Raw genomic sequence first — 23,438 nt, forward strand, 5'->3', positions numbered from 1 at the left:
GGGCGTCTGGAGTGATTTTTAGGATTACTAGACGGCACTGTCTACGAATTAGCCGATTACCGCCGGTGACGGGGGTCACAGGTCTGCGTCGGATATGACAGCGCAAGCTCCGGATAGAGTGCAGGCGGCGGACCAGCTACCTCAGAGGGGCAGCCCGGAGGCCAGCATGTCATCGAACAAGTCTTTGTATTACCTGTCATTTGCCAATCTGGCGGCCAACGGGGCCGAGCAATTCGCCCTGGCTGCGATCCCGCTGATGGCGGCCATGCTGCTAGGGGCCACGGCCGAGACCATGGGCGCACTGAGCGCCGCCCAGACCCTGCCGTACCTGCTGCTGTCGCTGTTTGCCGGACTCTGGGCCGACCGGGTGTCGCGCAGCCGCCTGATGGCCGGATCGGAAGCCGGACGGGCGCTGCTGCTGGGACTGCTGCCGCTCGTCGCGATGGCCGGCTGGCTCGACATGACGGCGCTGGCGATCTTCGGCTTCGCGCTTTCGGCCGCGACGGTTGTGTTCAATGTCGGTCTGCAGGCCTATCTGCCCGGCATCGTGCCGCGTGAGATGCTGCCGGTCGCCAATACCAAGATCGAGTTCACGCGCGCCGCGGCGATCTTCCTCGGGCCAGGTCTGGCCGGCGCGGTCGCGGCCTGGACCTCGCCGGTGACGGCGCTGGCGCTCTCAGCCATCACCTCGGCGATCACCGCCGGCGTGTTGCTCGGCCTGCCGCGCGATAAACCATCGACAGCAACGCGGCCGCCGATGCGCGAGGCGCTGGCCGAAGGACTGACCCTGGTCTGGCGGCATCCACTGCTGCGCGCCATCGCCGGCTGCGCCATGGCCTGGAACTTCAGCTGGTTCGTGCTGATGGCCGTCTTCGTGCTGTTCGCCATGAACGAGATCGGCTTAGGCCCAGCCGAGATTGGCATTGCACTGGGCGCACAGGGGCTGGGCATGCTGCTGGCGGCAATCGCCATGCCGATGATCCATGCACGCCTGCGTCTGGGCCATATGATCCTGCTCGGGCCTGCGATGTCGGTTTTCGCGTCACTGTTCATCGGCGCGGCGACGATCCTGACTGAACGCGACACAGCCTTCATACTGCTCTGCGCGGGCTACTTCACCTTCGGCTTCGGCCCGATGCTATGGACCATCGGCCAGACCAGCCTGCGTCAGGCCATCGTGCCGCTGCGGCTGATCGGCCGCGTCAGTGCGATCCAGCAGGTGGCGACCTTGGGCATGCGTCCGCTCGGCGCACTGGCTGGCGGCTTTGTGGGTCAGTATTGGGGATTGTCGGCCGCGATCTGGCTGGCGGTGATCGGATATGGCGTGCAGCTGCTGGTCATCCTGCTGTCGCAGATGCCGGCATTGAAGGAATTGCCGCCGTCGATGGATGAAGAGGGAAGTGCTGTCGCTATTCCGGCATCTTGAAGCCGATCACGCCGCGCAGGTCGGCGCCTTCCAGATCGGCGCCGCGCAGATCGGCATTGGTTAGATCGGCATCCAGGAAGGAACAACCGCGCAGGTTGGCGCTGCGCAGATCAACCAGCGTCAGGATCGAGCGGTTGAAGCTCGCACCTTCCAGATCGGCGCCCTGGAACTTGGCCTGCGTCATGTTGCATTCCTGCAGGCTTGCCGCCTGACGGCGGTTCATCGCACCGGCAATGCTGATGGGCGACAGCTTGGCGCCGCGGAAATCGGCATTGGTCATGATGGCGCGGTCGAATTTCGCACCCTGCAGGTTGCTGGTGGCGAAATTGGCATTCAGCATCATCGCGCCGCGCAGATCGGACAGCACGAACCGCGAGCCGGAAAAATCGGTATTGCGCAGGATCGCGTAGGAGAAGTCACCGGCCGAGAAGTTGATGTTGTTCAACTTCAGATCCGACAGGTCATAGCGGCTGAAATCAACGCGCATGCCCTGCTTGCCAAGCGTTTCGATCCAGGTGAGATGCTCTTTCACGATGAACTGCAGCGAGCGGTCCAGGCTTTCCAGACTGCGCGGCATGATCGCCTTGGTGACATCGGCGTCACGCAGATCGACCGGGCGGAAATAGGCGGCCGTCAGATCGGCGCCGTCGAAGTTGGTCTCGTTCAGCACCGCGCCAGCCAGCACCGAGCCGTGCAGCACGCAATGCGACAGGTTCGAGCCGGTGAGGTCCGCGCCGGTGAACAGACAGCCTGACAGGTTCGATCCGGAAAGATCGGCGCCGTTCAGCTTGGCGTTGGAGAAATTGCAGTTGCTCAAATCGGTATTGCGACCGACCACCTTGCCCAGTTTGGCCGAGGTCAGGTTGGCGCCGGCCATCTTGGCGTTGTCGATGGAGGTGGCGCGCTTCAGCACCGCGATCAGGTTGCCATCATCATCGGGGCGCAGCAGCACGCCATCACGGATGTCGGCGTTGGTAAGGTTGGTGCCTTCGAGATTGGCGTTGCGCAGGTTCACGCCGCGCAGGTCAGCCTTGGTCAGGTCGGCGCGACGGAAGTCGGCGCCCTGCAGGTCGGCGGCGAAGAAGGACGAGCCAACCAGGATCGCGTGGCTGAAGTCGGCGTAATTCATCTTGCTGCCGACGAAATCGGCAGAGGTCAGTTCCTTGCCGCTGAAGTCCACCCGCGAGGCGTCGCGGAAGTGCATGACCATACGTTTGCCGCCACGAACCCCACGCACATAGTTGGCATGGTTCTCGAACAGTTCGTCGACTTCGTACTGGGCAATGACCTTGACGGGATTGTTCATTCGGCAGGTTTCTTTTTTCGGCCTTCGGTCAACCTAGCACAGGGTCAGGACAAGTTCACGCCGGTTGCGCCCGAGAAGTCGGCCCCTGCCACATCGGCGTCACGCAGGTCGGCACCGGTCAGATCGGCGCCGCGCAGATTGGCCCCCTTCAGGTTGGCATCGCGCATATCGCAGTGCATGAGGATGGCGCGGGTCATGTTGGCGCCTTCCAGATCGCAAGCGCTTAAGTTCGACTGGCTCAGATTGGCATTTTCCAGATTGGCATGCCAGCGCTTCGCATGCAGGGAGGAGATGGCCATGGGCGACAGCTTGGCGCCCCGGAAGTTCGTGCCGATCAGATTCGCGCCAGCGAATTTCACGCCACGCAGATCGGCATCGGTAAACTGGCTATTCAGCAGCATCGCATCGCTGAAGTCGCACATGGTTAAAATCGCGCCGGTAAAGTCGACCTCGACCAGGGTCGACTGCACGAACAGGGCGGCCGACAGGTCAATCTGGCCGAGTTTTGCCCCCGACATGTCGATGCGGCTGAAATCCGCCCGGCGGCCTTTGGAGCCGAGGCTGTCGGCCCAGGCAAGATGCTCGCGCAGGATGATCTGCAACGGCTTGTCCAGATCGCTGATGACCTTGGGCAGCATGGCGCCGCTCAGGCGGGCATCCTTCATTTCGGTATGACGGAAGAAGGCGCCGGCGAGGTCGGCACCATCGAATTTCGTGCCGTTCAGCATGGCGCCTGCCAGAACCGCACCTGACAGGGCGCAGCCGCTCATGTTGGTATTGGTCAGGTCGGCACCGACAAAGATCGCGCCGCGCAGATCGGAATTCGACAGATCGGCATCCACCAGTTTGGCGTTCGCCAAGTTGGCGTGGCTCAGGTCCGCCTGCTGACTCATGATGCGGCCCAGCTTGGCGCCCACCAGCTTGGAATGGGTCATCTGCGCCCGCTCGGTGACCGCACCGCCCACCGCGATCGGCACCAGATTGCCGTCTTCGTCAGGTCTCAGCAGCCGGCCATCACGCAAATCTGCGTTGGTCAGGTCAGCGAATTCCAGGTTGGCGCCGCGCAAAATGGCACCCCGCAGGTCGGAGCGGGTGAGATCAGAGGAGGAGAGGTCGGCGCTTTCCATGTCCGCCCCGTAGAAATTGGCCCCGATCAGCTTGGCGAACTTGAAGATAGTCCCTCTGAAGCGCCCGCCGACCATGCTGCATTCCCGCAGGTCGCGGTTGGCCATATTGAGGCCAGAGGCGTTCTGAAACTGCAAGTTGAGCCTGATACCCCCGCGCATGCCCTTGGCAAAACGCTCCTGGCTCGCCAGCAGGGGGTCTAGGTCTTTTTGCTGGATCACAGCCGCTTCGGACATGGCCGCATATGATCATGACGCCTATGCAGGCGCCAGTATCTGTTTGTCAGTAAACGGAAAAATCTTTAGGGATGCTCCGGGGCGCAAGCCGGGCAGGGCGCGTATACCCAGGGTGCTAAGGCGGCCCGGACCGGGGCTGGTTGCCGCTTGCGTTCCCGGTCCGAACCGGCTAAAAGGCGCGCACTCAAACCCACACGCAGGCTTACGCGGTTATCGGGGAGACATCCCGATACAGCGTTCCGGTGTCCCAGTTCCACACGAGGAGCGAAGGACGTGCCTGCGGCGGCCCAACCGGAGAAGGACATAGGATGACCCTGCCGACCTTTACCATGCGTCAGCTCATTGAAGCTGGCGTGCACTTCGGACACCAGACCCATCGCTGGAACCCGAAGATGAAGTCGTATCTCTTCGGAGATCGCAACAACATCCACATCATCGATCTGCAGCAGAGCGTTCCGCTGCTGCATCGCGCCCTGCAGGCCGTGCGTGACACGGTTGCCGGTGGCGGCCGCGTGCTGTTCGTCGGCACCAAGCGCCAGGCCTCGGAAGCGATCGCGGAAGCTGCCGCCAAGTGCGGTCAGTACTACGTGAACCATCGCTGGCTCGGCGGCATGCTGACCAACTGGAAGACCATCTCCCAGTCGATCAAGCGCCTGAAGGACCTGGAAGAGCTGCTGGGCTCGGGCGAGCAGGGCACTGCCGGCCTGACCAAGAAGGAAGTCCTGAACCTGACCCGCGAGCGCGAGAAGCTTGATCGTGCACTGGGCGGCATCAAGGACATGGGCGGCATTCCGAGCGTCATGATCGTCATCGACACGGTCAAGGAAGACATCGCCATCGCCGAAGCCCGCACCCTGGGCATCCCGGTCGTCGCGATCCTCGACTCCAATTCGGATCCGCAGGGCATCACCTATCCGGTGCCGGGCAACGATGACGCGCTGCGCGCCATCAACCTGTACTGCGATCTGTTCTCGCTGGCCGTTCTGAGCGGCGTGGAAGACCAGATTTCCTCCAGCGGTGCCGATATCGGCGCTGCCGAGGAAGCCCCGGTCCAGGCCGCTGCCGAAGGCGAAGCCGCGGCCCAGCCCCAGGCCTAATCGCCTGTAACTGTTCCGGTCGCGGCGCCTCTGTCGTTTTTCGACGGGGCGCCGCAGCCGTTTCCGTGACCCGACCGTTATTGACGGTTCAAGCATACTGAGAGGATGACATGGCTGAGATTACTGCGGCCCTGGTGAAGGACCTGCGCGAGAAGACCGGCGCGGGCATGATGGATTGCAAGAAGGCGCTGGGCGAGACGAACGGTGACCTGGACGCCGCCATCGACTGGCTGCGCAAGAAGGGCCTGTCGGCCGCTTCCAAGAAGGCCGGCCGCGTGGCCGCTGAAGGCCTGGTCGCCGTTGCCGTGAAGGACAACACCGGCGCCATCGTCGAAGTGAACTCGGAGACCGATTTCGTCGGTCGCAATCCGCAGTTCCAGGCGCTCGCCAGCGGCGTCGCCACCGTGGCGCTGAGCGCCGGTGACGATATTGCCAAGATCGAAGCCGCTGCCTTCCCGGGCAGCAGCCGCAACGTGAAGGACGAAGTGACCCATGCCATCGCCACCATTGGCGAGAACATGACGCTGCGTCGCGCCAAGAAGCTGACCGTCGATGGCGGCGTGGTCGTGTCCTACGTCCACAGCGCGCTGGCCGATGGCCTGGGCAAGCTGGGCGTTCTGGTCGCACTGAAGTCGACCGGCAAGCGTGAAGTGGTCGAACAGATCGGCAAGCAGGTGGCGATGCATATCGCTGCCGCCAATCCGCAGTCGCTGAGCCCGAAGGACCTCGACCAGGCCTTGGTCGAGCGCGAGCGTCAGGTGCTGACCGACCAGGCTGCCGCCTCGGGCAAGCCGGCCGATATCATCGCCAAGATGGTCGAAGGCCGTATTCGCAAGTTCTATCAGGAAGTGGTTCTGCTCGAGCAGACCTTCGTGATCGATGGCGAGACCCCGGTGGGCAAGGCGGTCGAGAAGGCCGGCAAGGATGCCGGCGCCCCGATCGAGATCACCGGTTTCGTCCGCTTCCAGCTGGGCGAGGGCATCGAGAAGAAGGCCGACGATTTTGCCGCCGAAGTGGCCAAGATGGCGGGCTGATCGCCCGTCCGGACTGCAATTCCGTGTCAGGGGGGCGAAAGCCCCCCTTTCCATGTCCGGCCGGTCCATGTCTGGCTGGCCGATCCTGCGGGGACGGTGACAAGGTCAGGGCAGGCGTCCGGGCGGGGCTGGGACCGCTGCCATGGGATTTGCGGGCGTGGTATAAAACCGCCACAGAATCGCCGCGCTTTTCCGTCATCCCTTGGCCCGCCGCGTCGCCGGGGAACGCCCCCTGAGGATCCTCATGAGCTTCAAATATCGCCGTGTCCTGCTGAAATGCTCGGGCGAGGCCCTGATGGGCCCGACCCCTTATGGCATCGACTTCGAGACGGTCGACCGCATCACCGCCGAGATCAAGGCGGTGCATTCCATGGGCGGCGAGGTCTGCCTGGTGATCGGCGGCGGCAACATCTTCCGCGGCGTCTCCGGCGCCACGCAGGGCATGCAGCGCGCTTCGGCCGACTATATGGGCATGCTGGCCACCGTGATTAACGGACTGGCCGTGCAGCATGCACTGGAATCCCATGGCGTGCCGAGCCGCGTGATGTCGGCCATCCGCATGGATACGGTCTGCGAGCCTTACATCCGCCGCCGCGCTATCCGACATCTGGAGAAGGGCCGCGTGGTCATCTTCGCCGCCGGCACCGGCAACCCGTTCTTCACCACCGATACCGCCGCCGCGCTGCGCGCCGCCGAAATGGGCTGCGACGCGCTGCTGAAAGGCACGCAGGTGGATGGCGTCTACAGCGCCGATCCAAAGAAGGACAAGACCGCGAAACGGTATGAGACGCTGACCTATATGGACGTGCTGCAGCAGGACCTGAAGGTGATGGATGCATCCGCCATCAGTCTGGCGCGGGAAAACCGGATTCCGATCCTGGTGTTCTCCTTGCACGAGGCAGGCGGCTTCGCCAAAGTGCTGACCGGCACCGGCCGCTGTACCGTGATCGAAGGCGAATAGGTCGGCCGTATTATCTTAAATATTTGGTATTATTCAGAAAAAGACGGGAGCAGGCAGGTGGCCGAACCGGATATCGACGACATTGAACGGCGCATGACCAAGGCGGTCGATGTGCTGAAACACGAACTCGCCAGCCTGCGCACCGGGCGCGCCAGTGTCAGCATGCTCGATCCTGTCCGCGTCGATGTGTATGGCAGCGTGATGCCGATCAACCAGGTCGGCACTGTGAGCGTGCCCGAGCCGCGCATGATCAGCGTGCAGGTCTGGGACAAGAGCAACGTGAAGGCGGTGGAGAAGGCGATCACCACCAGCGGCCTCGGCCTCAATCCGCAGGCCGACGGCACCCTGATCCGCATTCCGATCCCGGAACTGAATGAACAGCGCCGCAAGGAGCTGACCAAGGTCGCCGGCCAGTATGCCGAGCAGGCCAAGGTGTCGGTGCGCGGCGTGCGTCGCGACGGCATGGATAACCTGAAGAAGTCGGAGAAGGACGGCGACCTCGGCGAGGACGACGTCAAGATGTATCAGGACGAGATCCAGAAGCTGACCGACGATTCCACCAAGAAGATCGACGATCTGCTCGCCCAGAAGACCAAGGAGATCCTGCAGGTCTAGCATGTCGCAACCCGTTGCATCGCAGGCGCTTGCGCCGCTTCCGCCTCGCCATATTGCCATCATCATGGATGGCAACGGGCGCTGGGCGAAGGCGCGCGGCCTGCCGCGCAATCTGGGACACCGGCAGGGCGTGGATACCGTGCGCGAAGTGGTGCGCGGCTGTCGCGATCTCGGCATCGAATACCTGACGCTCTATGCTTTCTCGTCGGAAAACTGGAAGCGGCCGGAAAGTGAAGTTGCCGGTCTGATGGATTTGCTGCGGCTGTTCATCCGCCGCGAACTGGACGATCTGGCGCGCAACGGCGTTTGCATCCGTATGATCGGCGATCGCAGCAAGCTGGCACCTGACATCGTGGCGCTGATCGCGGAGTCCGAAGCCAAGACGCGCGACAATCGCAAGCTGACGTTGACGATTGCGCTGAGCTACGGCAGTCAGGACGAGATCGTCGAAGCCTGCCGTCGTCTGGCGGAGCAGGTTGCGGCCGGCACGCTGAAGCCGCAGGACATCACGGCCGATACGCTGGCCGGCAGTCTGCAGACAGCCGGCATTCCCGATCCCGACCTGATCATCCGCACCAGCGGCGAGCAACGTCTGTCGAACTTCCTGCTGTGGCAGTCGGCTTATAGTGAGTTGATCTTTATTGACAAATTCTGGCCCGATTTCTCGGTGCAGGATTTGGCTGCAGCGGTCGAGAATTACCAGCAGCGCGAGCGGCGCTATGGCGCCAGTGAGTGATTGCCCGGTCCGCATGACCTCCCTCAGCAGTCTGCAGCTTCGTATCCTCTCGGCCATCGTGCTGCTGCCCGTCGCGGTGGCGGCCGTCTGGTTCGGCGGCGTCGCGTTCATCGCGCTGGTGGTGTTGGCCGGTGTGCTGATGCTGTGGGAGTGGCTGCGCTTTCCCAAACAGGCCGACACTGCTGCGCCATGGACGCGCGGACCGCTGTGGATCGCGCTGGGGCTTGTCTACGTCATCCTGCCCTGTGCCGCGCTGATCTGGCTGCGCGAACTGCCCGAGCATGGTCGTCATGTCGTCTTCTGGCTTTTCTGCGCCGTGTGGTCGACCGATACCGGCGCATATTTCGCCGGCCGCACCATCGGCGGGCCGAAACTGATCCCGCGCATCTCGCCCAACAAGACCTGGGCCGGCCTGCTGGGCGGCATGGTCTCTGCCGCGATTGTCGGCGGCTTCGTGGCCGCTATCGATCCCACATTGCCGGCGCTGTCACTGGCCGCACTCGCCGGCGTTGTTGCCGTCGTGTCGCAGGCCGGTGATTTCACCGAGTCCGCCATCAAGCGCTATTTCGGCGCAAAGGATTCCAGCCATCTCATTCCCGGCCATGGCGGCGTGCTGGATCGCCTGGACGGCCTGCTGTTCGCCGCGCCCTTCGTGGCTGCCTGCATTCTGCTGTCGCGAGGAACGCTATGGGGATGACGGAAACCACCGTGCGCCGCGTCACCATTCTCGGCTCGACCGGCTCTGTCGGCCGCTCGACCATCGATCTGGTGGTGCGCGAGCCCGAACGCTTTCCGGTCGAGGCGCTGACCGCGCAAAGCAATGTCGCGTTGCTGGCCGAGCAGGCCATGCTGGTAAAGGCCAAGCTGGCGGTGATCGGTGACGAGAGCCTGCTGGCCGAGCTGCGGCAGCGTCTGGCCGGCAGTGGCATCGAGACGGCAGGCGGTGCAGCTGCCATCGTCGAGGCCGCGACACGGCCGGCGGAATGGGTGATGGCGGCGATCGTCGGCGCTGCCGGTCTGGAGCCGACACTGGCGGCTGTGCGTCGCGGTGCCCTTGTGGCGCTGGCCAACAAGGAAAGCCTGGTCTGCGCTGGCGCGCTGGTGATGCGTGAGGCGGCCCTGCATGGCGCCACCATCCTGCCGGTCGATTCCGAGCATAACGCGATTTTTCAGGTCTTCGATTTCGATGCGCCTGACAGCATCGACCGGGTAATCCTGACCGCCTCGGGCGGCCCGTTCCGCACCCTCAACCTCAGCGAGATGCGCGAGGTGACGCCGGCCCAGGCCATCGCCCATCCGGTCTGGAGCATGGGAGCCAAAATCTCGGTCGATTCCGCCACCCTGATGAATAAGGGGCTGGAGATGATCGAGGCCAGCTTCCTGTTCCCGGTGCCGGAAAGCCGGATCGAGGTGCTGATCCACCCCCAGTCGGTGATCCACAGCCTGGTTTCCTATGTCGACGGCTCGGTGCTGGCCCAGCTTGGGACGCCCGATATGCGGACCCCCATTGCAGTGGCGCTTGCCTGGCCCGGCCGCATGCCCACCCCGGCAACCCGGCTGGACCTGGCCGCGATTGCCAAGCTGACCTTTGAAGTACCTGATTTTGCTAGATTTCCTGCCCTTAACCTGGCGCGGCAAGCCTTGCAAACAGGGGGCGCTGCGCCTACTATCCTGAACGCGGCCAACGAAGTGGCCGTTGATGCCTTTCTGAATGGCCGGATCGGGTTTCTCGACATCACGCGGATCGTCGAACAGACCCTGTCCCGCGTGCCCAGTGGTCCCCTAATGGATCTGGCGGCGGTGCGGGAGGCGGATGGTGCGGCGAGGCGCTATGCGGCGCATCTGATCGATCCGACGGATGACGATCGGGTCGTGCGGGTGCAAACGAGAGGACGGGGCCGGCGCTGAAGCGCGGCTTGTTGAGGTGCCATGGACTTCATTGCCAGTTTCGCCGGATACGTCATTCCGTTTGTCGTCGTCCTCACCATCATCGTGTTCGTGCATGAACTCGGCCACTATTCGGTTGCGCGCCGCTGCGGCGTGAAGGTCGAGGTCTTTTCCATCGGGTTCGGTCCGGAGCTGTTCGGCTGGTTCGACAAGCATGGCACCCGCTGGAAGATCAGCGCCGTGCCGCTGGGCGGTTATGTGAAGTTCTTCGGCGACGCCGATGCGACCTCCAGCGCCGACAACACCGCCGTTGCCGCGATGTCGGAGGCGGACAAGAAGGTTTCCTTCCATCACAAGACGTTGGGCCAGCGCGCTGCCATCGTCTTCGCCGGTCCGGCCATCAACTTCATTTTCGCGATCCTGGTCTATGCCGTGCTGTTCAGCCTGGTCGGCCAGCCTTTCACGCCGCCCGTCGTCGGCGATGTGGTGCAGGGCAGCGCCGCGGAATCCGCCGGTCTGCGTTCGGGCGATCGCATCCTCAGCGCCGATGGCAGCGGGATTCAGCGCTTCGAGGAACTGCGGTCTTATGTGGCGCTGCGCGCCGAGACCCCGATTGCGCTTCGTGTGCTGCGTGAGGGCACCGAGATCGGCCTGACTGTGGTGCCGCAGCGTGTCGATGTCGCTGACGGGGCTGGCGGCACGCAGAAGCTTGGCCAGATCGGCATCCGGACTGCCGGCATCGATTTCGTCCGGCATGACCCCGCGACCGCCGTTGTGCAGGCCGTGCGTGAGACCTGGCATGTGGTAGCCAATACCTTCACCTATCTGGGCCGCATCATTAACGGCAAGGAGTCCGGCGATCAGCTCAGCGGTCCGCTGGGCATCGCCAAGATGTCGGGCGACGTGGCCAAGTCGAGCTGGCTCGGCCTGGTGTCCCTGATGGCCACCCTGTCGGTCGCGATCGGCCTGATTAACCTTTTCCCGGTGCCCATGCTGGATGGTGGCCATCTGCTGTTCTACGGCATCGAGGCGCTGCGCGGCCGCCCGCTGGGCGAGCGGGCCCAGGAATATGGCTTCCGCATCGGCTTTGCCCTGGTCATGTCCCTGTTTGTGTTCGCTACATGGAACGACTTGAACCGCCTGCCAATTTTCAATTTCCTCACTGGGCTTTTCTCGTGAATCCGGCTAAGTGAGGGGCGGTCTCAAGACGATGGGGATTGTGGCGGGGATGTTCCGAAGCGACGTGTTGTCCGTGCTGCGCCGGCTGTTTGTGCTGCCGGTGCTGGCTTTGCTGCTCGCCAGCCTGCCGGTCGCCCATCCGGCCCAGGCGCAGGGCACTGGCCCCCAGATCCGCGATGTCGTGATCGAGGGCAACCAGCGCATCGAGATTTCGACCATCCAGAATTACCTGACCCTGCAGCCGGGTACGGTCTATTCAGCCGCCGAAGCCGACAAGTCGCTCAAGGCCCTGTTCGCCACCGGGCTTTTCACCGACGTCAATCTGCGCCTGCAAGGCAGCAGCGTTATCGTACGCGTGATCGAGAGCCCGGTGATCAACCGCATCCTGTTCGAAGGCAACCGGCGCGTTCAGGCCGACCAGCTGCGTGGTGAATTGCAGCTCAAGCCGCGCCAGGTCTATACGCGCGCCAAGGTGCAGGCCGACACCCAGCGTCTGCAGCAGATTTATCGCCGCACCGGTCGTTTCGCCGCCACCGTCGAGCCGAAGGTCATCCAGCTCGAACAGAACCGCGTCGATCTGGTGTTCGAGATCACCGAAGGTCCGCTGACTGGCGTCAGCCGCATCCGCTTCATCGGCAATCAGCGTTTCAGCGACTCCCGCCTGCGCGAGGAAATCCAGACCAAGGAAAGCGCCTGGTGGCGTTTCCTGAGTTCGGACGACAGCTACGATCCCGATCGCGTCACCTTCGACCGCGAGAAGCTGCGCAAGTTCTATCTCAGCAAGGGCTATGCCGACTTCGCGGTGAACAATGCCGTGGCCGAGCTGCTGCCCAATCGCGAGAAATTCGTCATCACCTTTACGCTGGAAGAGGGCAATCGCTACAAATTCGGCGCGATGGATGTGGTCAGCGAGATCAAGGGCGTCGATGGCAGTCAGCTGAAATCCTTCATTGAGACCAAGACCGGCGATACCTATAACGCCGATCTGGTCGAGAAGACCGTTCAGGCCATGACGACCGAACTTGGCCGCTTTGGCTATGCGTTCGTTGATGTGCGCCCGGATGTCAAAAAGGATCGCGAGAAGCGCATCATCGACGTGACTTATCGCATCGGTGAAAGCCCGCGCGTCTTCGTCGAGCGCATCGACATCGTCGGCAATGTGCGCACGCTGGACAAAGTGATCCGCCGCGAGTTCCGTCTGGTGGAGGGCGATGCCTTCAACTCGGCGAAGCTGCGTCGTACCCGGACGCGTCTGCGCGGCCTGAACTTCTTCGACAAGGCCGAGATCACCGAAGCCAAGGGCAGTTCGCCCGACAAGGTGGTGCTGACAGCCGAGGTGACCGAGAAGTCCACCGGCGAGCTTTCGCTGGGTATCGGTTATTCGACGACGGAAAGCGTACTGGGTGACATCACGATCCGCGAACGCAACCTGCTTGGTCGCGGTCAGGATCTGCGTCTGGGCTTCAGTCTTTCGACCCGTCGCCAGCAGCTCGATCTCGGCTTTACCGAACCGTACTTCCTGGATCGTGAACTGGCTGCGGGCGTCGATGCGCTGCGCCGCCGTACCGACCTTGAGCGCCGCAGCGGTATCGATCAGACGACGACCTCGCTGACTCCGCGTCTGTCGTATCCGATTACGGAAAACCTGTCGCAGCTTGTCTATTACCGCATCCGGCAGGATGAGATTAACAATGTGAATGCGACGACGTCCCGCTTCATCCGGGCCCAGGAAGGCAAATTCCTGACCTCGGCAGTCGGTCATACTCTGACCTATGACCGCCGCGATGACCGCATCGAGCCGACCACCGGCTATGTACTGCGCCTGTCACAGGAAGTTGCTGGCCTTGCCGGCACCGAGCACTACTTCAAGAACGTCGGTACGGCGACCAAGTATTTCGCGGTGACCGATGAAACGGTGTTCAGCATTGGCGCCGAGGCCGGTATGATTAACGGCCTGAGCGACGATATTCGGCTGGCGAACCGCTTTTTCCTTGGCGGCGACACCTTCCGCGGCTTCGAAAATGGCGGTATTGGCCCACGCGACCGGACCACAGGCGATGCCTTGGGCGGCGAGCGCTATTACAAGGGCGAGGCAAATCTGATATTCCCCATCGGATTGCCTAACGAATTCGGCATCAAGGGCCGACTTTTCACCGAAGCCGGTACGTTGTGGAAGAATTCGGATGTCGGACCTGAAGTGGTCGACGAGAAGAGCATCCGCGTTTCGGTCGGCACTGGCGTGCAGTGGAAGTCGCCCCTGGGCCTGATCCAGGTTGATCTGGGCTTCCCGATCGTGAAGGAACAGTTCGACGAGAAGGAACTGATCCGCATCAACTTCGGGTCCAGATTCTAACAGTTCTGTCTAGCAAGGTTTGATGGTTATGACTTCGATGATTAAATCCACAATTGCCGCATTGGCGCTGGCTGCTGCCGTGCTGCCGGGCGTCGCCGTGGCGCAGGCCGCCGGTGGTGGCGGCAAGGTTCCGCCTGCCATTATTGCTGTGATCGACAGCCAGCGTGTGACTCGCGATGCCGCCGCACTGAAGGGCGCTCGCCAGCAGCTTGAGCAGTATCGTTTCAACTTCCAGGCTGAGATCGCCAAGGAAGAGGAAAAACTGCGCGCTGAGGAGCAGGAGATTGCCCGTCAACGTTCGGTGCTGTCACCCGAAGCCTTCGAGCAGAAGCGTCAGGCGTTCCAGGGCAAGGTTGTCGACCTGCAGAAGCGCATCCAGGAGCGTTCCCAGTCGCTGGAGAAGATGCTCAACGGCGTGCGTGACCAGGTTACCCGGCAGGTGGTTGAGATTCTGCAGACTCTCGCGCAGGAGCGCGGCTTCAACATGGTGCTCGACCGCGGTCAGGTGCAGATATTCATCGGGGACAGCATCGACATCACGCCCGAAGTGCTGAAGCGTCTTGATCAGCGCCTGCCGTCCGTCAAAGTGAATCTCCCCGGGAAATAAGGGATGGCTGATCCGCGCTTTTTCGAGCGGGCCGGCCCCTTCACTCTGGGCGACCTGGCTACCCGTTGCGGAGCCAGGCTGGCTGATCCGTCCCAAGCGGCGCGATCGGTGGAAGACGTTGCGCCGCTCGATCAGGCCGGACCGACTCATCTGGCGTTTCTGGATAACACCAAATATGCGGATGCTTTCTCGGCCACCAAGGCCGGGGCCTGCATCGTCCATGAAAAGCATGCGACCCTGGCACCGGCGGGCACAGCCCTGCTGATCTCGCCCAAGCCGTATCTGTCCTATGCCCGCGCGGCGCAGATTTTTTATCCGCAAACCAGGCCGCCCGCCGGCGTTCATCCGGCTGCCGTTGTCGACCCAACCGCCCGTCTGGGCGAGGGCGTGAGTGTTGCCGCCTGCGCGGTTATTGAAGCGGGTGCCGAAATCGGCGCGGACGCCGTGATCGGCCCGGGTGCAGTGATCGGCCGCAATGTCCAGGTGGGACAGGGCAGCCGCATCGGCGCCAGTGTGACCCTGAGCCATTGCGTGATCGGCGAGCGTGTCCTCCTGCATCCAGGTGTTCGTATCGGGCAGGACGGTTTTGGCTTCGCGCCTGATCCCACCGGGCATGTGAAGGTGCCGCAGCTTGGTCGTGTCCTGGTCGGCGACGACTGCGAGATCGGTGCCAACAGCACCATCGACCGTGGCGCGGGTCCCGATACTGTGATCGGCCCAGGCTGTTGGATTGATAATCTGGCGCAGATCGGGCACAACGTGGTTCTGGGACGTGGCTGCATCATTGTGGCGCAGTCCGGTGTTGCCGGCTCAACCCAGTTGGGTGATTTCGTCGTGCTGGCTGCCCAGAGTGGCATTGCCGGCCATCTGAAGATCGGCACCGGCGCGCGCATCGGGGCGAAGTCGGGGGTAATGACCGATATCCCGGCCGGTGAAAGCTACTTCGGCATTCCCGCGACCAAGGTAAAAGAATATTTCCGTCAGATTGCCACCATGCGGCGTCTGGCGCAGAAGAAAGGCCAGCAGGATGAGTGAGACTGAAACCGGAATCGATGTAGCGTCAATTGACGTGCTGCGGATCATGGAAATGATCCCGCATCGGTATCCGATGCTGCTGATTGATCGCGTTGTTGATCTCAAGGTGGGAAAAAGCGCGATCGGCATCAAGAATGTCACCATCAACGAGCCTCAGTTCACCGGTCACTTCCCCAGTCAGCCGGTCATGCCCGGTGTCATGATTGTCGAAGCAATGGCGCAGACGGCGGCGGTGGTTGTCGTACATAGCCTGGGCAAGGAAGCCGAGGGCAAGCTGGTTTACTTCATGACCATTGACGAGGCGCGTTTCCGCAAGCCAGTCACCCCCGGCGACCAGATGCATATCCATGTGGCGGCGCTCAAGCAGCGCGGGCCGGTCTGGAAGTTCGAAGGCAAGGCCATGGTCGATGGCAAGCTGGCGGCCGAGGCGATTTTCTCGGCCATGATCCTCGATAAGAAGTAATCAGATGTCGAAGATTCATCCCACAGCCGTGGTCGAGGATGGCGCCAAGCTTGGCGCCGATGTGAAGCTCGGCCCTTACAGCATCGTCGGCGCCCAGGCGGAACTGGGCGATGGCGTCGAACTGCTGAGCCATGCCGTCGTTGCCGGCATCACCTCGGTTGGCGCAGGCACCAAGATTTTCCCCTTCGCCTCGGTCGGGCATCAGCCCCAAGACCTGAAATATCATGGCGAACCCTCGCGTCTGGTCATCGGCAAGAACAACGTGATCCGTGAAGGGGTCACGATGAACACCGGTACCGAAGGTGGCGGCATGCTGACCAGCGTCGGTGACAACTGCCTGTTCATGACCGGTGCCCATGTGGCTCATGACTGCCATGTCGGCAATAATGTTGTGATGGCGAATAACGCCACGCTGGCTGGCCATATCGATGTGGGCGACTTCGCCTTTGTCGGCGGTTTGGCCGCGATCCATCAGTTCTGCCGCATCGGGCCTCATGCGATGATCGGCGGCATGAGCGGTGTTGAGCAGGATGTGATTCCCTATGGCATGGTGATCGGCAATCGTGCGCATCTGACCGGCCTCAATCTGGTTGGCCTGAAGCGTCGAGGCTTCGAGCGCGATGACATCTCGAAGCTGCGTGAAGCTTATGACCTGCTGTTTGCCAGGGGTGATACGTTGAGCCAGCGCCTGAATGATGTCGCTGTACAGTTCGCTGGTGCCAAGCTGGTGCAGGAGCTGGTGGAGTTCATCCGCAACGCTTCCAAGCGTGGTGTTTGCCAGCCGCAGGCGGATGGCGCCGGCGCAGCCTAAATCCTCCCTGCCCAAGCTGGGTCTGATTGCCGGCGGCGGCCAGATTCCGTCACTGATCCGTGATGCATGGCTGGCCGAAGGCCGGTCGCTGTATATCGTAGCGCTCAATGGTTTTTGCGCGCCGGCTACAGTGGATGGTGTCGAGCATGCGTGGTTCGACCTGCCGCAGGTCGGTGGACTGTTGAAAGCCCTGAAGCAGGCTGCGGTCGACGAGGTTTGTCTCTGTGGCTCGGTCACCAAACCCGATTTCAAGAACTTAAAGCCGGACCTGAAAGGTGCGTTGTTGCTGCCACGGCTGCTGAAGGCGGCGCTGGTCGGCGACGATGCGATCCTGCGCGTGGTGGTCGAGACCTTCGAACAGGAGGGCTTCCGCATCATCGGCGTGGACAGCTTGATGCAGAATCTGCTGGTTCGCGCGCAGCCCTATGGCGCGATCACGCCCACACCGGCACAGACGGACGACATTGCTGTCGCGCTACGTGCGGCCCGTGATCTGGGCGCCATGGACAAGGGGCAAGCGGCTGTTGTCGCAGGTGGACAGATCGTGGGTCTTGAAGACGATGCCGGCACGGATGCACTGCTGCGCCGCATGGCGGATGAGCCGGCCGCGCGCGGCGGCGTGCTGGCCAAATGTGTCAAGCCGCAACAGGATCGCCGCGTCGACCTGCCCACGGTGGGAGTGACGACGATAAAGAATGCTGCTGCGGCTGGCCTGAGTGGTATTGTCATCGAAGCTGGTGCCGCCCTGATGGTTGATGCGGCTGCAACCACGCAGGCTGCCGACACCCTTGGTCTCTTCGTGATCGGGGTCAGCCATGACCGCTGAACGCAAGCTGCGGGTGGCCCTGCTGGCCGGCGAGCCCTCTGGTGACGTGCTGGGCGCCAGCCTGATGCGGGCACTGCGCAGCGAGACCGATGGCCGGGTGGAGTTCATTGGCACGGGCGGCGCCCAGATGGAAGCCGAAGGTCTGCGCAGCCTGTTCCCGATTGCCGACATGGCCATCATGGGCGTGGTGGAGTTGCTGCCGAAGGCACGCTTCCTGCTCAGGCGGATCGACCAGGCGGCAAAGTTCGTGCTGACCGAAGCGCCCGATGTGGTCGTCACCATCGACAGTCCCGGTTATACCCGCCGCGTGATGCAGCGCGTGCCGGGCCGCAGTTTTCCCATCGTCCATTATGTGGCGCCGACGGTCTGGGCCTGGCGGCCTGGTCGTGCGCGTCGTCTGGCGCGGTTGTGCGATCATCTTCTGGCGCTGTTGCCGTTTGAGCCGCCGTATTTCGAGGTTGTCGGCCTGCCAACCACCTTCGTCGGGCATCCTGCCGTCGAGACCCTGACAGGTGCACGCAAGGCGGAAGCCGAGGCCGCAGCGGCGGGCAGGGGATTCCGTCAGCGGCATGGCATTGCTGCTGGTGCCCACCTGTTCGCCCTGATGCCGGGCAGCCGCAAGGGCGAGGTGATGAAGCTGCTGCCGGTCTTTGCCGAAGCGCTGGAGCGACTGAAGGCGCAGGGCCAGGCTCTGCATCTGCTGATCCCGACTGTCGAAACGGTCTCGGAGATGGTGAAGGCCGCGGCGCCGTCGCTGCCGTTCCCGGTTACCGTGCTGGATACCGCATCGGAGCGCTACGCCGCCATGCTGGAGGCCGAGGTCGCGCTCGCCGCATCAGGGACTGCGACACTGGAACTCGGCCTGGCCGGTACGCCCACAGTACTGGCTTATAAGATTAATCCGATCAGCGCGGCGATCATGCGGCGCTTTATCACCATTCCCTATGTTGGGTTGGTGAATATCCTGCAGCAGCGCGAGATCATGCCGGAATTTCTGCAGGAGAAGTGCAGGCCGGATACGATCGCTGCGGCGTTGCATCAGCTGTTGACCGACCCGGCCGTACGTCAGCGCCAGATCGATGGCTGTGCGGCGGTGGCGACCCAGCTTGGCGCCGACGATCCGGTGCCGCCGGCCCATCGTGCGGCCCGGACAGTGCTGGCCGTGGCGGCGAAGCGGTTGCCAGGACCCGCCTGATCTCCCATATCATACCGCTCCCAGTTCTACCGTTCCCAGCCCCGGAGGACCGACGCATGAACGAGACTGCCCCGATTGCCAAACCCGCAGGCCAGGCCGGGTCTTTCCAGATGCTGCACACCATGCTGCGCGTCTTGGACCTTGAGAAGTCGCTCGACTTCTACGTCAAAAAGCTGGGCATGACCCTGCTGCGCAAGACGGATTATCCGAGCGGCGAATTCACGCTGGCCTTTGTCGGCTATGGCGATGAAAAGGCCAATACCGTGATCGAGCTGACCCACAACTGGGGCCAGAAGGAGCCATATACGATCGGTACTGGCTTTGGCCATCTCGCGCTGGGCGTTCCCGACATCTACGGGGTGTGCAAGGTGCTGGAAGAGGCCGGTGTCAAAATCCCGCGCCCGCCAGGCCCGATGAAGCATGGCGGTAGCGTGATCGCCTTCATCGAGGATCCGGACGGCTACAAGATTGAACTGATCGAGCGCAAGCCCGCATAAAGAAAAGGCCCGGTATGAAACCGGGCTTTTTGCTGATGCCCCTGTATCAGGGCGTGACGGTTACAGTCGCCTTCATCTTGGGGTGAATCCGGCACTGAATGATGTAGTCACCGGCTTCCTTGAAGGCGACGGATGTTTCTGAATCCGGCGCCTGCAGCCCGATGTCGAAGATGCCGCCCTTGCTGGGCGAGTAGACATTGTGTCCGAAGGGGTCTTGATTGCGGAAGGTCACTTGTCCACCGACTGCAACCCTGACAGCCCCCGGCTTGAAGGCAATGCCCTGCTGCAGGATCGTCACACCTGTCTGTGCTTCCGACCAGGCGGAATACAGCATGATGACGAGCGCCAGCAGGGCACTGCCGATGACAACCGCAATACCGTCACGCAGCATGATCATTCGCTTACATGCGCGGGGTCAGGACGGCAATGTCGATAATGGCGGCCTTGCCAGTGCCAATCGCGCCGACCTTCTTGGTCTTGCCGGTGCCGACATCAAAGCTGTAGAGCGCACCATTGGCGACGGCGAAGCCCATATAGTTGCCCTTGGAGTCCGTATAGATGTCGATGGCCTCGACGATGGTGCCGGCACCCAGACCGGTGGGGCCGACGGTGCGCAGGACGCCATCATTCGGCGGGTCCTGCACGATGTAGGTGCCGTTCATACTGTCCATCTCGAACAGCTGGGTCTGGGTCGCGCCGGCGAAGGAGTTGATATAAGCGCCGGCATAGACGCCCATCGGCTTGCCTGCACTGGCATCGGCCGGGCGATAGGCAAGCTTGCCGTCCACCACGGCCTGCCCGGTGTCGACATTGACGCGCAGGCTCTGACCCGTTGAGGCGATCACACGCATGCGGTCGGCCTGCGGATTGAAGTCGACAATCACATGGTCGACGGACTCGATGGTCGTCGATAGCTTGGACTTGCGCGTGGCGGCGCCGGTCGCAGTGTCGACGGTATAGATCGTGCTGTCAGTTGTGAGGGCATAGAGTTTGCCATCCGACGGGCGTACGTCGATGCCGAGGATTTTACCTTCGATGCCTGTAACGGCCACGGACTTGATTTTGCCGGGAGCCTTGTCACTGAACAGGACGATTTCGTTGTGGTTGCTCAGCCCGACCATATCCAGCGCCAGGGCAGGAGCGGCAATGGCGGCGAGGGCGACGGCAGACGTCACGGCGGCGGCGGTCCTGAAACGCATTAAATCCTCCTGTTAAGACAGCGGAATCGCTATCGCCAAGAGTGGTAGACCGAAAGGGGGGAAGGTCAAGGCCACAAAAGGCGGGTAACCTGGTTGTTATTGCAGCTTGATGTTGAACATGGCCGCAATCTTCTGCTGCAACTGGGCCGAGGAAAAAGGTTTGATGACATAGGCATCGACCCTGTTTTTCCTGGCCTCAATTACGAACTCCTCGTTCGCATTCCCCGTCAGCATCAGGAACGGCATGTTCTCCCAGGTCTTGCGAACATGCTTGAGCAGGTCCAGGCCGGTGACATGAGGCATGTTCCAGTCGGAAATGATCAGATCGTATTGCAGTTCGGTTTCGCCCAGCAGGGAGATGGCTGCCTGGCCGTCCTTGACGATGGTCAGATTGTTGATTCCCAACTGGCGCAGGACCGAAGCGGCCAACCTTTGGGCAAACATGTCGTCCTCGACCAGCAGGACACGCAGGGCCCCAACTCCGGGAATTTTGTTATCCAGCATTCTTCAGTTCCGTGGATGGCGACGTGGCCAGCCCATTTTTCCATTTTTGCAGCCAGGCGACGCCTGACTCCAAGGATTGTTTCAACGCCACAGTATAATGTGTCGTTCCGGCCACGTCGCCTGCAAGCCCGGCTTTTTCCAGTTCCACGGCTTCCCGATTTACGGCCATCAGCCCGAGGCTGGCAGATGAACTCTTCAGGCTGTGGGCCAGTTCTGCCATCCGGCGGCAATCGCCGTCCCGGTCAAAGGCGTCCAGGCCCTCGGCCATCTCGACAGCCAGGCCGATAAAGGTTTCCACCAGATCGGCGACGGTTTCCTCGTCCAGATCGTCGACCAGCATATGAAGGGCCTGTGGATCGTATTCGATCTCGCTGTTGCCGTAGGGGGAGGGTTCGGCAAGCACGGGCATTGGCGCGCCGACAAACCCCATGACGCGACGGATCGCCTGGTCCAGGGCGGCCGGTGCGATCGGCTTGCCGACATAGTCGTTCATGCCGGCGACGAGGCAGCGTTGCACGCCATCGGTGCTCAGTGAGGCTGTGACGGCAATGATGCGGGTATCGCGCCAGGGCTCAGGCAGCTTGCGAATCTCCTGGGCAGCGGTGATGCCGTCCATCTCTGGCATATGGACGTCCATCAGGATCAGATCGAATGGCGGCGTGGCCTGACTGGCCGCCTCGACGGCCAGTTTGCCATTGGTGGCAAAGGCAACCTGATGTTTCTGCTCCATCAGAATGCCGGCGGCCACCTTGCGGTTCACCGGATTGTCTTCGGCCACCAGAATGCGCAGCGAGGGCAGGGGGGTGTCGACCGAATCCTTCTTCACGGCCAGCGGCTCCTGGCCGGCGACCAACGGCAGCCGGAACCAGAAGGTGCTGCCTTGCCCCGGTTCACTATCGACGCCGATGGTGCCGCCCATGGCCTCGACCAGGCGTTTGCAGATGGCCAATCCAAGTCCGGTTCCGCCGAAGCGGCGCGTGATCGAGGAATCCGCCTGCACGAAGCTGCCGAACAGCTTGCTCAGGCTTTCTTTGCTCATGCCGATACCAGTGTCACGCACTTCAAAGCGCAGGCCTGCAGCATTGCCGTCGGAATCTGGTTCCGGGCGGACAATAACTTCGACGCGGCCGGCCTCGGTGAATTTGATCGCGTTCCCGATCAGGTTGAGCACGACCTGGCGCAGGCGGTTAGGGTCGCCCACCAGATAAGCCGGCAGGCCGGGCGCCACCGATGCAGTGAGTGCCAGGCCTTTTTCTTCGGCGCGATTCTTCATCAACATCAGAGACGCACTGATGACGCGTGTCAGATCATAATCGATCTGTTCGACATCGACGCGGCCGGCTTCCAGTTTCGAGAAATCGAGGATGTCGTTCAGGATCACCAGCAATGCTTCGGCGGAGTCCAGAACGGTGCCGGCGAGATTGCGCTGATCGGCATTCAACGGCGTCTTGACCAGCAGGCGCGTCAGACCAAGGACCCCGTTCATCGGCGTGCGGATTTCGTGGCTCATCATGGCCAGGAATTCCGACTTGGCTTTGGTGGCGGCCTCGGCATGCTCGCGTGCGATCTGCAGATCTTCCATGGCCTGGCGGAACACGCGGAGCGCGGAACCCATCTGGCCGATTTCATCGCGCCGCTTGGTCTTGGGCACCTTGACGCTGATGTCCCCACCGGCGAGCTGGAACATGGTCTGCGTCATCGCGTTCAGCGGTGACACAATGTTGCGGGTCAGCAGGATCAAAACAATCAGGATCACGGCGGCGAGCGCGATGATCATCGCCATGGTGCGATCCTTGGTATCCTGGATCGTGGCTTCCGCCTGCATGCGGAAGACGAAACCGTCTTCGGCTGCGATCTGGGTCAGGATTTCCAGGCTCTCGGATATCGCGGCTGCAATCGTCTCGCGGGTGCGGCTGTATTCGCGACGCGCCGGCGTTTCAGGTGGTTCAGCCAGCCCGTTCAGGGCGGATTCCAGCCAGAGTTCGTTCAGGCTGCGGATTTTTGTGCCGTAGCTGCGGATGGCAGGATTCAGGCCTCGTTCCTCGGCAATGGCCAGGTCGCCCAGGAATTCATCGTTCTTGGTCCGGATGTCTTCAGCCCGTACCATACTGCTGCTGGTATCGGCATCGGCCAGGATTTCCCGGGCGATCAGTTCCTCAGTGGCGAAACCGGTCTGCGCCAGGCGGGCGTAGTTGATGGTCATCAATGGCTGGTCGTACATCCGTACAACCAGGTCGCCGACGGCCTGAACTGCCCAGAAGGCGGCCAGACCCAGACCCGCCGCCGTCAGAACGGAGATCGCGAACGCGGCGGCCAGTTTGAGGCGCACAGTGATGCGCATGCGGA

Annotated in this window: 23 protein-coding genes; 17 read left to right on the forward strand and 6 right to left on the reverse strand. The window is 62.3% G+C overall.

All coding sequences use genetic code 11. From position 1 onward, the window contains the following. Positions 1-166 precede the first annotated feature (166 nt). Positions 167-1,426 carry an MFS transporter gene (locus AC1RRE_RS11570; RefSeq protein WP_492981286.1) on the forward strand — a complete coding sequence of 420 codons (1,260 nt, stop codon included), beginning with the start codon at positions 167-169 and terminating at the stop codon, positions 1,424-1,426. Here the strand turns inward: AC1RRE_RS11570 and AC1RRE_RS11575 are convergent. Continuing rightward, positions 1,410-2,732: a pentapeptide repeat-containing protein gene (locus AC1RRE_RS11575; RefSeq protein ID WP_492981287.1), complete on the reverse strand. Its 1,323-nt coding sequence runs from the start codon at positions 2,730-2,732 to the stop codon at positions 1,410-1,412. The genes AC1RRE_RS11570 and AC1RRE_RS11575 overlap by 17 nt on opposite strands. Before the next feature lie 44 nt (positions 2,733-2,776). Next, positions 2,777-4,093 carry a pentapeptide repeat-containing protein gene (locus AC1RRE_RS11580; protein WP_492981288.1) on the reverse strand — a complete coding sequence of 439 codons (1,317 nt, stop codon included), beginning with the start codon at positions 4,091-4,093 and terminating at the stop codon, positions 2,777-2,779. A 308-nt stretch (positions 4,094-4,401) separates the two neighbouring features. Here AC1RRE_RS11580 and rpsB point away from each other — a divergent pair, with 308 nt between their 5' ends. From rpsB to gloA, 16 genes are all read left to right on the forward strand, one after another. After that, positions 4,402-5,190, forward strand: coding sequence for a 30S ribosomal protein S2 (rpsB, locus tag AC1RRE_RS11585; protein ID WP_492981289.1), 789 nt, complete (start codon positions 4,402-4,404; stop codon positions 5,188-5,190). Positions 5,191-5,300: 110 nt separating this feature from the next. Beyond that, a complete protein-coding gene (gene tsf / locus AC1RRE_RS11590) occupies positions 5,301-6,224 on the forward strand; it encodes a translation elongation factor Ts (protein ID WP_492981290.1) in 924 nt (307 codons plus the stop codon). Between the two features lie 244 nt (positions 6,225-6,468). Further along, positions 6,469-7,185, forward strand: coding sequence for a UMP kinase (pyrH, locus tag AC1RRE_RS11595; protein WP_492981291.1), 717 nt, complete (start codon positions 6,469-6,471; stop codon positions 7,183-7,185). A 93-nt stretch (positions 7,186-7,278) separates the two neighbouring features. Further along, on the forward strand, positions 7,279-7,800 hold the full coding sequence (gene frr, locus AC1RRE_RS11600) for a ribosome recycling factor (RefSeq protein WP_492981360.1): 522 nt from the start codon (positions 7,279-7,281) through the stop codon (positions 7,798-7,800). 1 nt (position 7,801) lies between these two features. Then, complete coding sequence (locus AC1RRE_RS11605; RefSeq protein ID WP_492981292.1) at positions 7,802-8,536, forward strand: isoprenyl transferase; 735 nt, start codon at positions 7,802-7,804, stop codon at positions 8,534-8,536. A 13-nt stretch (positions 8,537-8,549) separates the two neighbouring features. After that, positions 8,550-9,233, forward strand: a complete 684-nt coding sequence (locus tag AC1RRE_RS11610; RefSeq protein ID WP_492981293.1) for a phosphatidate cytidylyltransferase — start codon at positions 8,550-8,552, stop codon at positions 9,231-9,233. Beyond that, the gene (locus AC1RRE_RS11615) at positions 9,230-10,444 is read left to right on the forward strand and encodes a 1-deoxy-D-xylulose-5-phosphate reductoisomerase (RefSeq protein ID WP_492981294.1); all 1,215 of its coding nucleotides are present in this window, start codon (positions 9,230-9,232) and stop codon (positions 10,442-10,444) included. The genes AC1RRE_RS11610 and AC1RRE_RS11615 overlap by 4 nt, the downstream gene beginning before the upstream one ends. Before the next feature lie 21 nt (positions 10,445-10,465). Continuing rightward, positions 10,466-11,602 (forward strand): RIP metalloprotease RseP, encoded by a 1,137-nt coding sequence (rseP, locus tag AC1RRE_RS11620; RefSeq protein ID WP_492981296.1) that lies wholly within the window; start codon positions 10,466-10,468, stop codon positions 11,600-11,602. A 49-nt stretch (positions 11,603-11,651) separates the two neighbouring features. Further along, positions 11,652-13,955 carry an outer membrane protein assembly factor BamA gene (bamA, locus tag AC1RRE_RS11625; RefSeq protein ID WP_492981298.1) on the forward strand — a complete coding sequence of 768 codons (2,304 nt, stop codon included), beginning with the start codon at positions 11,652-11,654 and terminating at the stop codon, positions 13,953-13,955. A 37-nt stretch (positions 13,956-13,992) separates the two neighbouring features. After that, entirely contained in the window at positions 13,993-14,562 is a 570-nt protein-coding gene (locus AC1RRE_RS11630; RefSeq protein ID WP_492981299.1) for an OmpH/Skp family outer membrane protein, read from the forward strand. Between the two features lie 3 nt (positions 14,563-14,565). Next, entirely contained in the window at positions 14,566-15,597 is a 1,032-nt protein-coding gene (gene lpxD, locus AC1RRE_RS11635) for a UDP-3-O-(3-hydroxymyristoyl)glucosamine N-acyltransferase (protein ID WP_492981300.1), read from the forward strand. Continuing rightward, positions 15,590-16,060: a 3-hydroxyacyl-ACP dehydratase FabZ gene (gene fabZ, locus AC1RRE_RS11640; RefSeq protein WP_492981302.1), complete on the forward strand. Its 471-nt coding sequence runs from the start codon at positions 15,590-15,592 to the stop codon at positions 16,058-16,060. The genes lpxD and fabZ overlap by 8 nt, the downstream gene beginning before the upstream one ends. A 4-nt stretch (positions 16,061-16,064) precedes the next feature. Further along, positions 16,065-16,871 carry an acyl-ACP--UDP-N-acetylglucosamine O-acyltransferase gene (gene lpxA / locus AC1RRE_RS11645; protein WP_492981303.1) on the forward strand — a complete coding sequence of 269 codons (807 nt, stop codon included), beginning with the start codon at positions 16,065-16,067 and terminating at the stop codon, positions 16,869-16,871. Beyond that, the gene (locus tag AC1RRE_RS11650; protein ID WP_492981304.1) at positions 16,852-17,697 is read left to right on the forward strand and encodes an LpxI family protein; all 846 of its coding nucleotides are present in this window, start codon (positions 16,852-16,854) and stop codon (positions 17,695-17,697) included. Before lpxA ends, AC1RRE_RS11650 begins: the two co-directional genes overlap by 20 nt. After that, the gene (lpxB, locus tag AC1RRE_RS11655; RefSeq protein WP_492981305.1) at positions 17,687-18,892 is read left to right on the forward strand and encodes a lipid-A-disaccharide synthase; all 1,206 of its coding nucleotides are present in this window, start codon (positions 17,687-17,689) and stop codon (positions 18,890-18,892) included. Before AC1RRE_RS11650 ends, lpxB begins: the two co-directional genes overlap by 11 nt. Before the next feature lie 56 nt (positions 18,893-18,948). Next, entirely contained in the window at positions 18,949-19,389 is a 441-nt protein-coding gene (gene gloA / locus AC1RRE_RS11660) for a lactoylglutathione lyase (protein WP_492981306.1), read from the forward strand. A gap of 46 nt (positions 19,390-19,435) precedes the next feature. Here gloA and AC1RRE_RS11665 read toward each other — a convergent pair whose 3' ends face one another. The 4 genes from AC1RRE_RS11665 to AC1RRE_RS11680 form a co-directional block, all read right to left on the reverse strand. After that, entirely contained in the window at positions 19,436-19,786 is a 351-nt protein-coding gene (locus AC1RRE_RS11665; protein ID WP_492981307.1) for a cupredoxin domain-containing protein, read from the reverse strand. 4 nt (positions 19,787-19,790) lie between these two features. Then, a complete protein-coding gene (locus AC1RRE_RS11670; protein WP_492981308.1) occupies positions 19,791-20,588 on the reverse strand; it encodes a DUF4394 domain-containing protein in 798 nt (265 codons plus the stop codon). Between the two features lie 96 nt (positions 20,589-20,684). Next, positions 20,685-21,092, reverse strand: a complete 408-nt coding sequence (locus AC1RRE_RS11675; RefSeq protein ID WP_492981309.1) for a response regulator — start codon at positions 21,090-21,092, stop codon at positions 20,685-20,687. After that, positions 21,082-23,433: an ATP-binding protein gene (locus AC1RRE_RS11680; RefSeq protein WP_492981310.1), complete on the reverse strand. Its 2,352-nt coding sequence runs from the start codon at positions 23,431-23,433 to the stop codon at positions 21,082-21,084. The genes AC1RRE_RS11675 and AC1RRE_RS11680 overlap by 11 nt, the downstream gene beginning before the upstream one ends. Positions 23,434-23,438 lie beyond the last annotated feature (5 nt).

It is taken from the genome of Ferrovibrio sp. GW821-FHT12D07 (assembly GCF_058807275.1).

Bases quoted from the DNA above. Each gene is read 5' to 3' on its own strand.
- AC1RRE_RS11570 (WP_492981286.1), top strand. From the start codon at position 167: ATGTCATCGAACAAGTCTTTGTATTACCTGTCATTTGCCAATCTGGCG.
- AC1RRE_RS11575 (WP_492981287.1), bottom strand. From the start codon at position 2,732: ATGAACAATCCCGTCAAGGTCATTGCCCAGTACGAAGTCGACGAACTG.
- AC1RRE_RS11580 (WP_492981288.1), bottom strand. From the start codon at position 4,093: ATGTCCGAAGCGGCTGTGATCCAGCAAAAAGACCTAGACCCCCTGCTG.
- rpsB (WP_492981289.1), top strand. From the start codon at position 4,402: ATGACCCTGCCGACCTTTACCATGCGTCAGCTCATTGAAGCTGGCGTG.
- tsf (WP_492981290.1), top strand. From the start codon at position 5,301: ATGGCTGAGATTACTGCGGCCCTGGTGAAGGACCTGCGCGAGAAGACC.
- pyrH (WP_492981291.1), top strand. From the start codon at position 6,469: ATGAGCTTCAAATATCGCCGTGTCCTGCTGAAATGCTCGGGCGAGGCC.
- frr (WP_492981360.1), top strand. From the start codon at position 7,279: ATGACCAAGGCGGTCGATGTGCTGAAACACGAACTCGCCAGCCTGCGC.
- AC1RRE_RS11605 (WP_492981292.1), top strand. From the start codon at position 7,802: ATGTCGCAACCCGTTGCATCGCAGGCGCTTGCGCCGCTTCCGCCTCGC.
- AC1RRE_RS11610 (WP_492981293.1), top strand. From the start codon at position 8,550: ATGACCTCCCTCAGCAGTCTGCAGCTTCGTATCCTCTCGGCCATCGTG.
- AC1RRE_RS11615 (WP_492981294.1), top strand. From the start codon at position 9,230: ATGACGGAAACCACCGTGCGCCGCGTCACCATTCTCGGCTCGACCGGC.
- rseP (WP_492981296.1), top strand. From the start codon at position 10,466: ATGGACTTCATTGCCAGTTTCGCCGGATACGTCATTCCGTTTGTCGTC.
- bamA (WP_492981298.1), top strand. From the start codon at position 11,652: ATGTTCCGAAGCGACGTGTTGTCCGTGCTGCGCCGGCTGTTTGTGCTG.
- AC1RRE_RS11630 (WP_492981299.1), top strand. From the start codon at position 13,993: ATGATTAAATCCACAATTGCCGCATTGGCGCTGGCTGCTGCCGTGCTG.
- lpxD (WP_492981300.1), top strand. From the start codon at position 14,566: ATGGCTGATCCGCGCTTTTTCGAGCGGGCCGGCCCCTTCACTCTGGGC.
- fabZ (WP_492981302.1), top strand. From the start codon at position 15,590: ATGAGTGAGACTGAAACCGGAATCGATGTAGCGTCAATTGACGTGCTG.
- lpxA (WP_492981303.1), top strand. From the start codon at position 16,065: ATGTCGAAGATTCATCCCACAGCCGTGGTCGAGGATGGCGCCAAGCTT.
- AC1RRE_RS11650 (WP_492981304.1), top strand. From the start codon at position 16,852: ATGGCGCCGGCGCAGCCTAAATCCTCCCTGCCCAAGCTGGGTCTGATT.
- lpxB (WP_492981305.1), top strand. From the start codon at position 17,687: ATGACCGCTGAACGCAAGCTGCGGGTGGCCCTGCTGGCCGGCGAGCCC.
- gloA (WP_492981306.1), top strand. From the start codon at position 18,949: ATGAACGAGACTGCCCCGATTGCCAAACCCGCAGGCCAGGCCGGGTCT.
- AC1RRE_RS11665 (WP_492981307.1), bottom strand. From the start codon at position 19,786: ATGATCATGCTGCGTGACGGTATTGCGGTTGTCATCGGCAGTGCCCTG.
- AC1RRE_RS11670 (WP_492981308.1), bottom strand. From the start codon at position 20,588: ATGCGTTTCAGGACCGCCGCCGCCGTGACGTCTGCCGTCGCCCTCGCC.
- AC1RRE_RS11675 (WP_492981309.1), bottom strand. From the start codon at position 21,092: ATGCTGGATAACAAAATTCCCGGAGTTGGGGCCCTGCGTGTCCTGCTG.
- AC1RRE_RS11680 (WP_492981310.1), bottom strand. From the start codon at position 23,433: ATGCGCATCACTGTGCGCCTCAAACTGGCCGCCGCGTTCGCGATCTCC.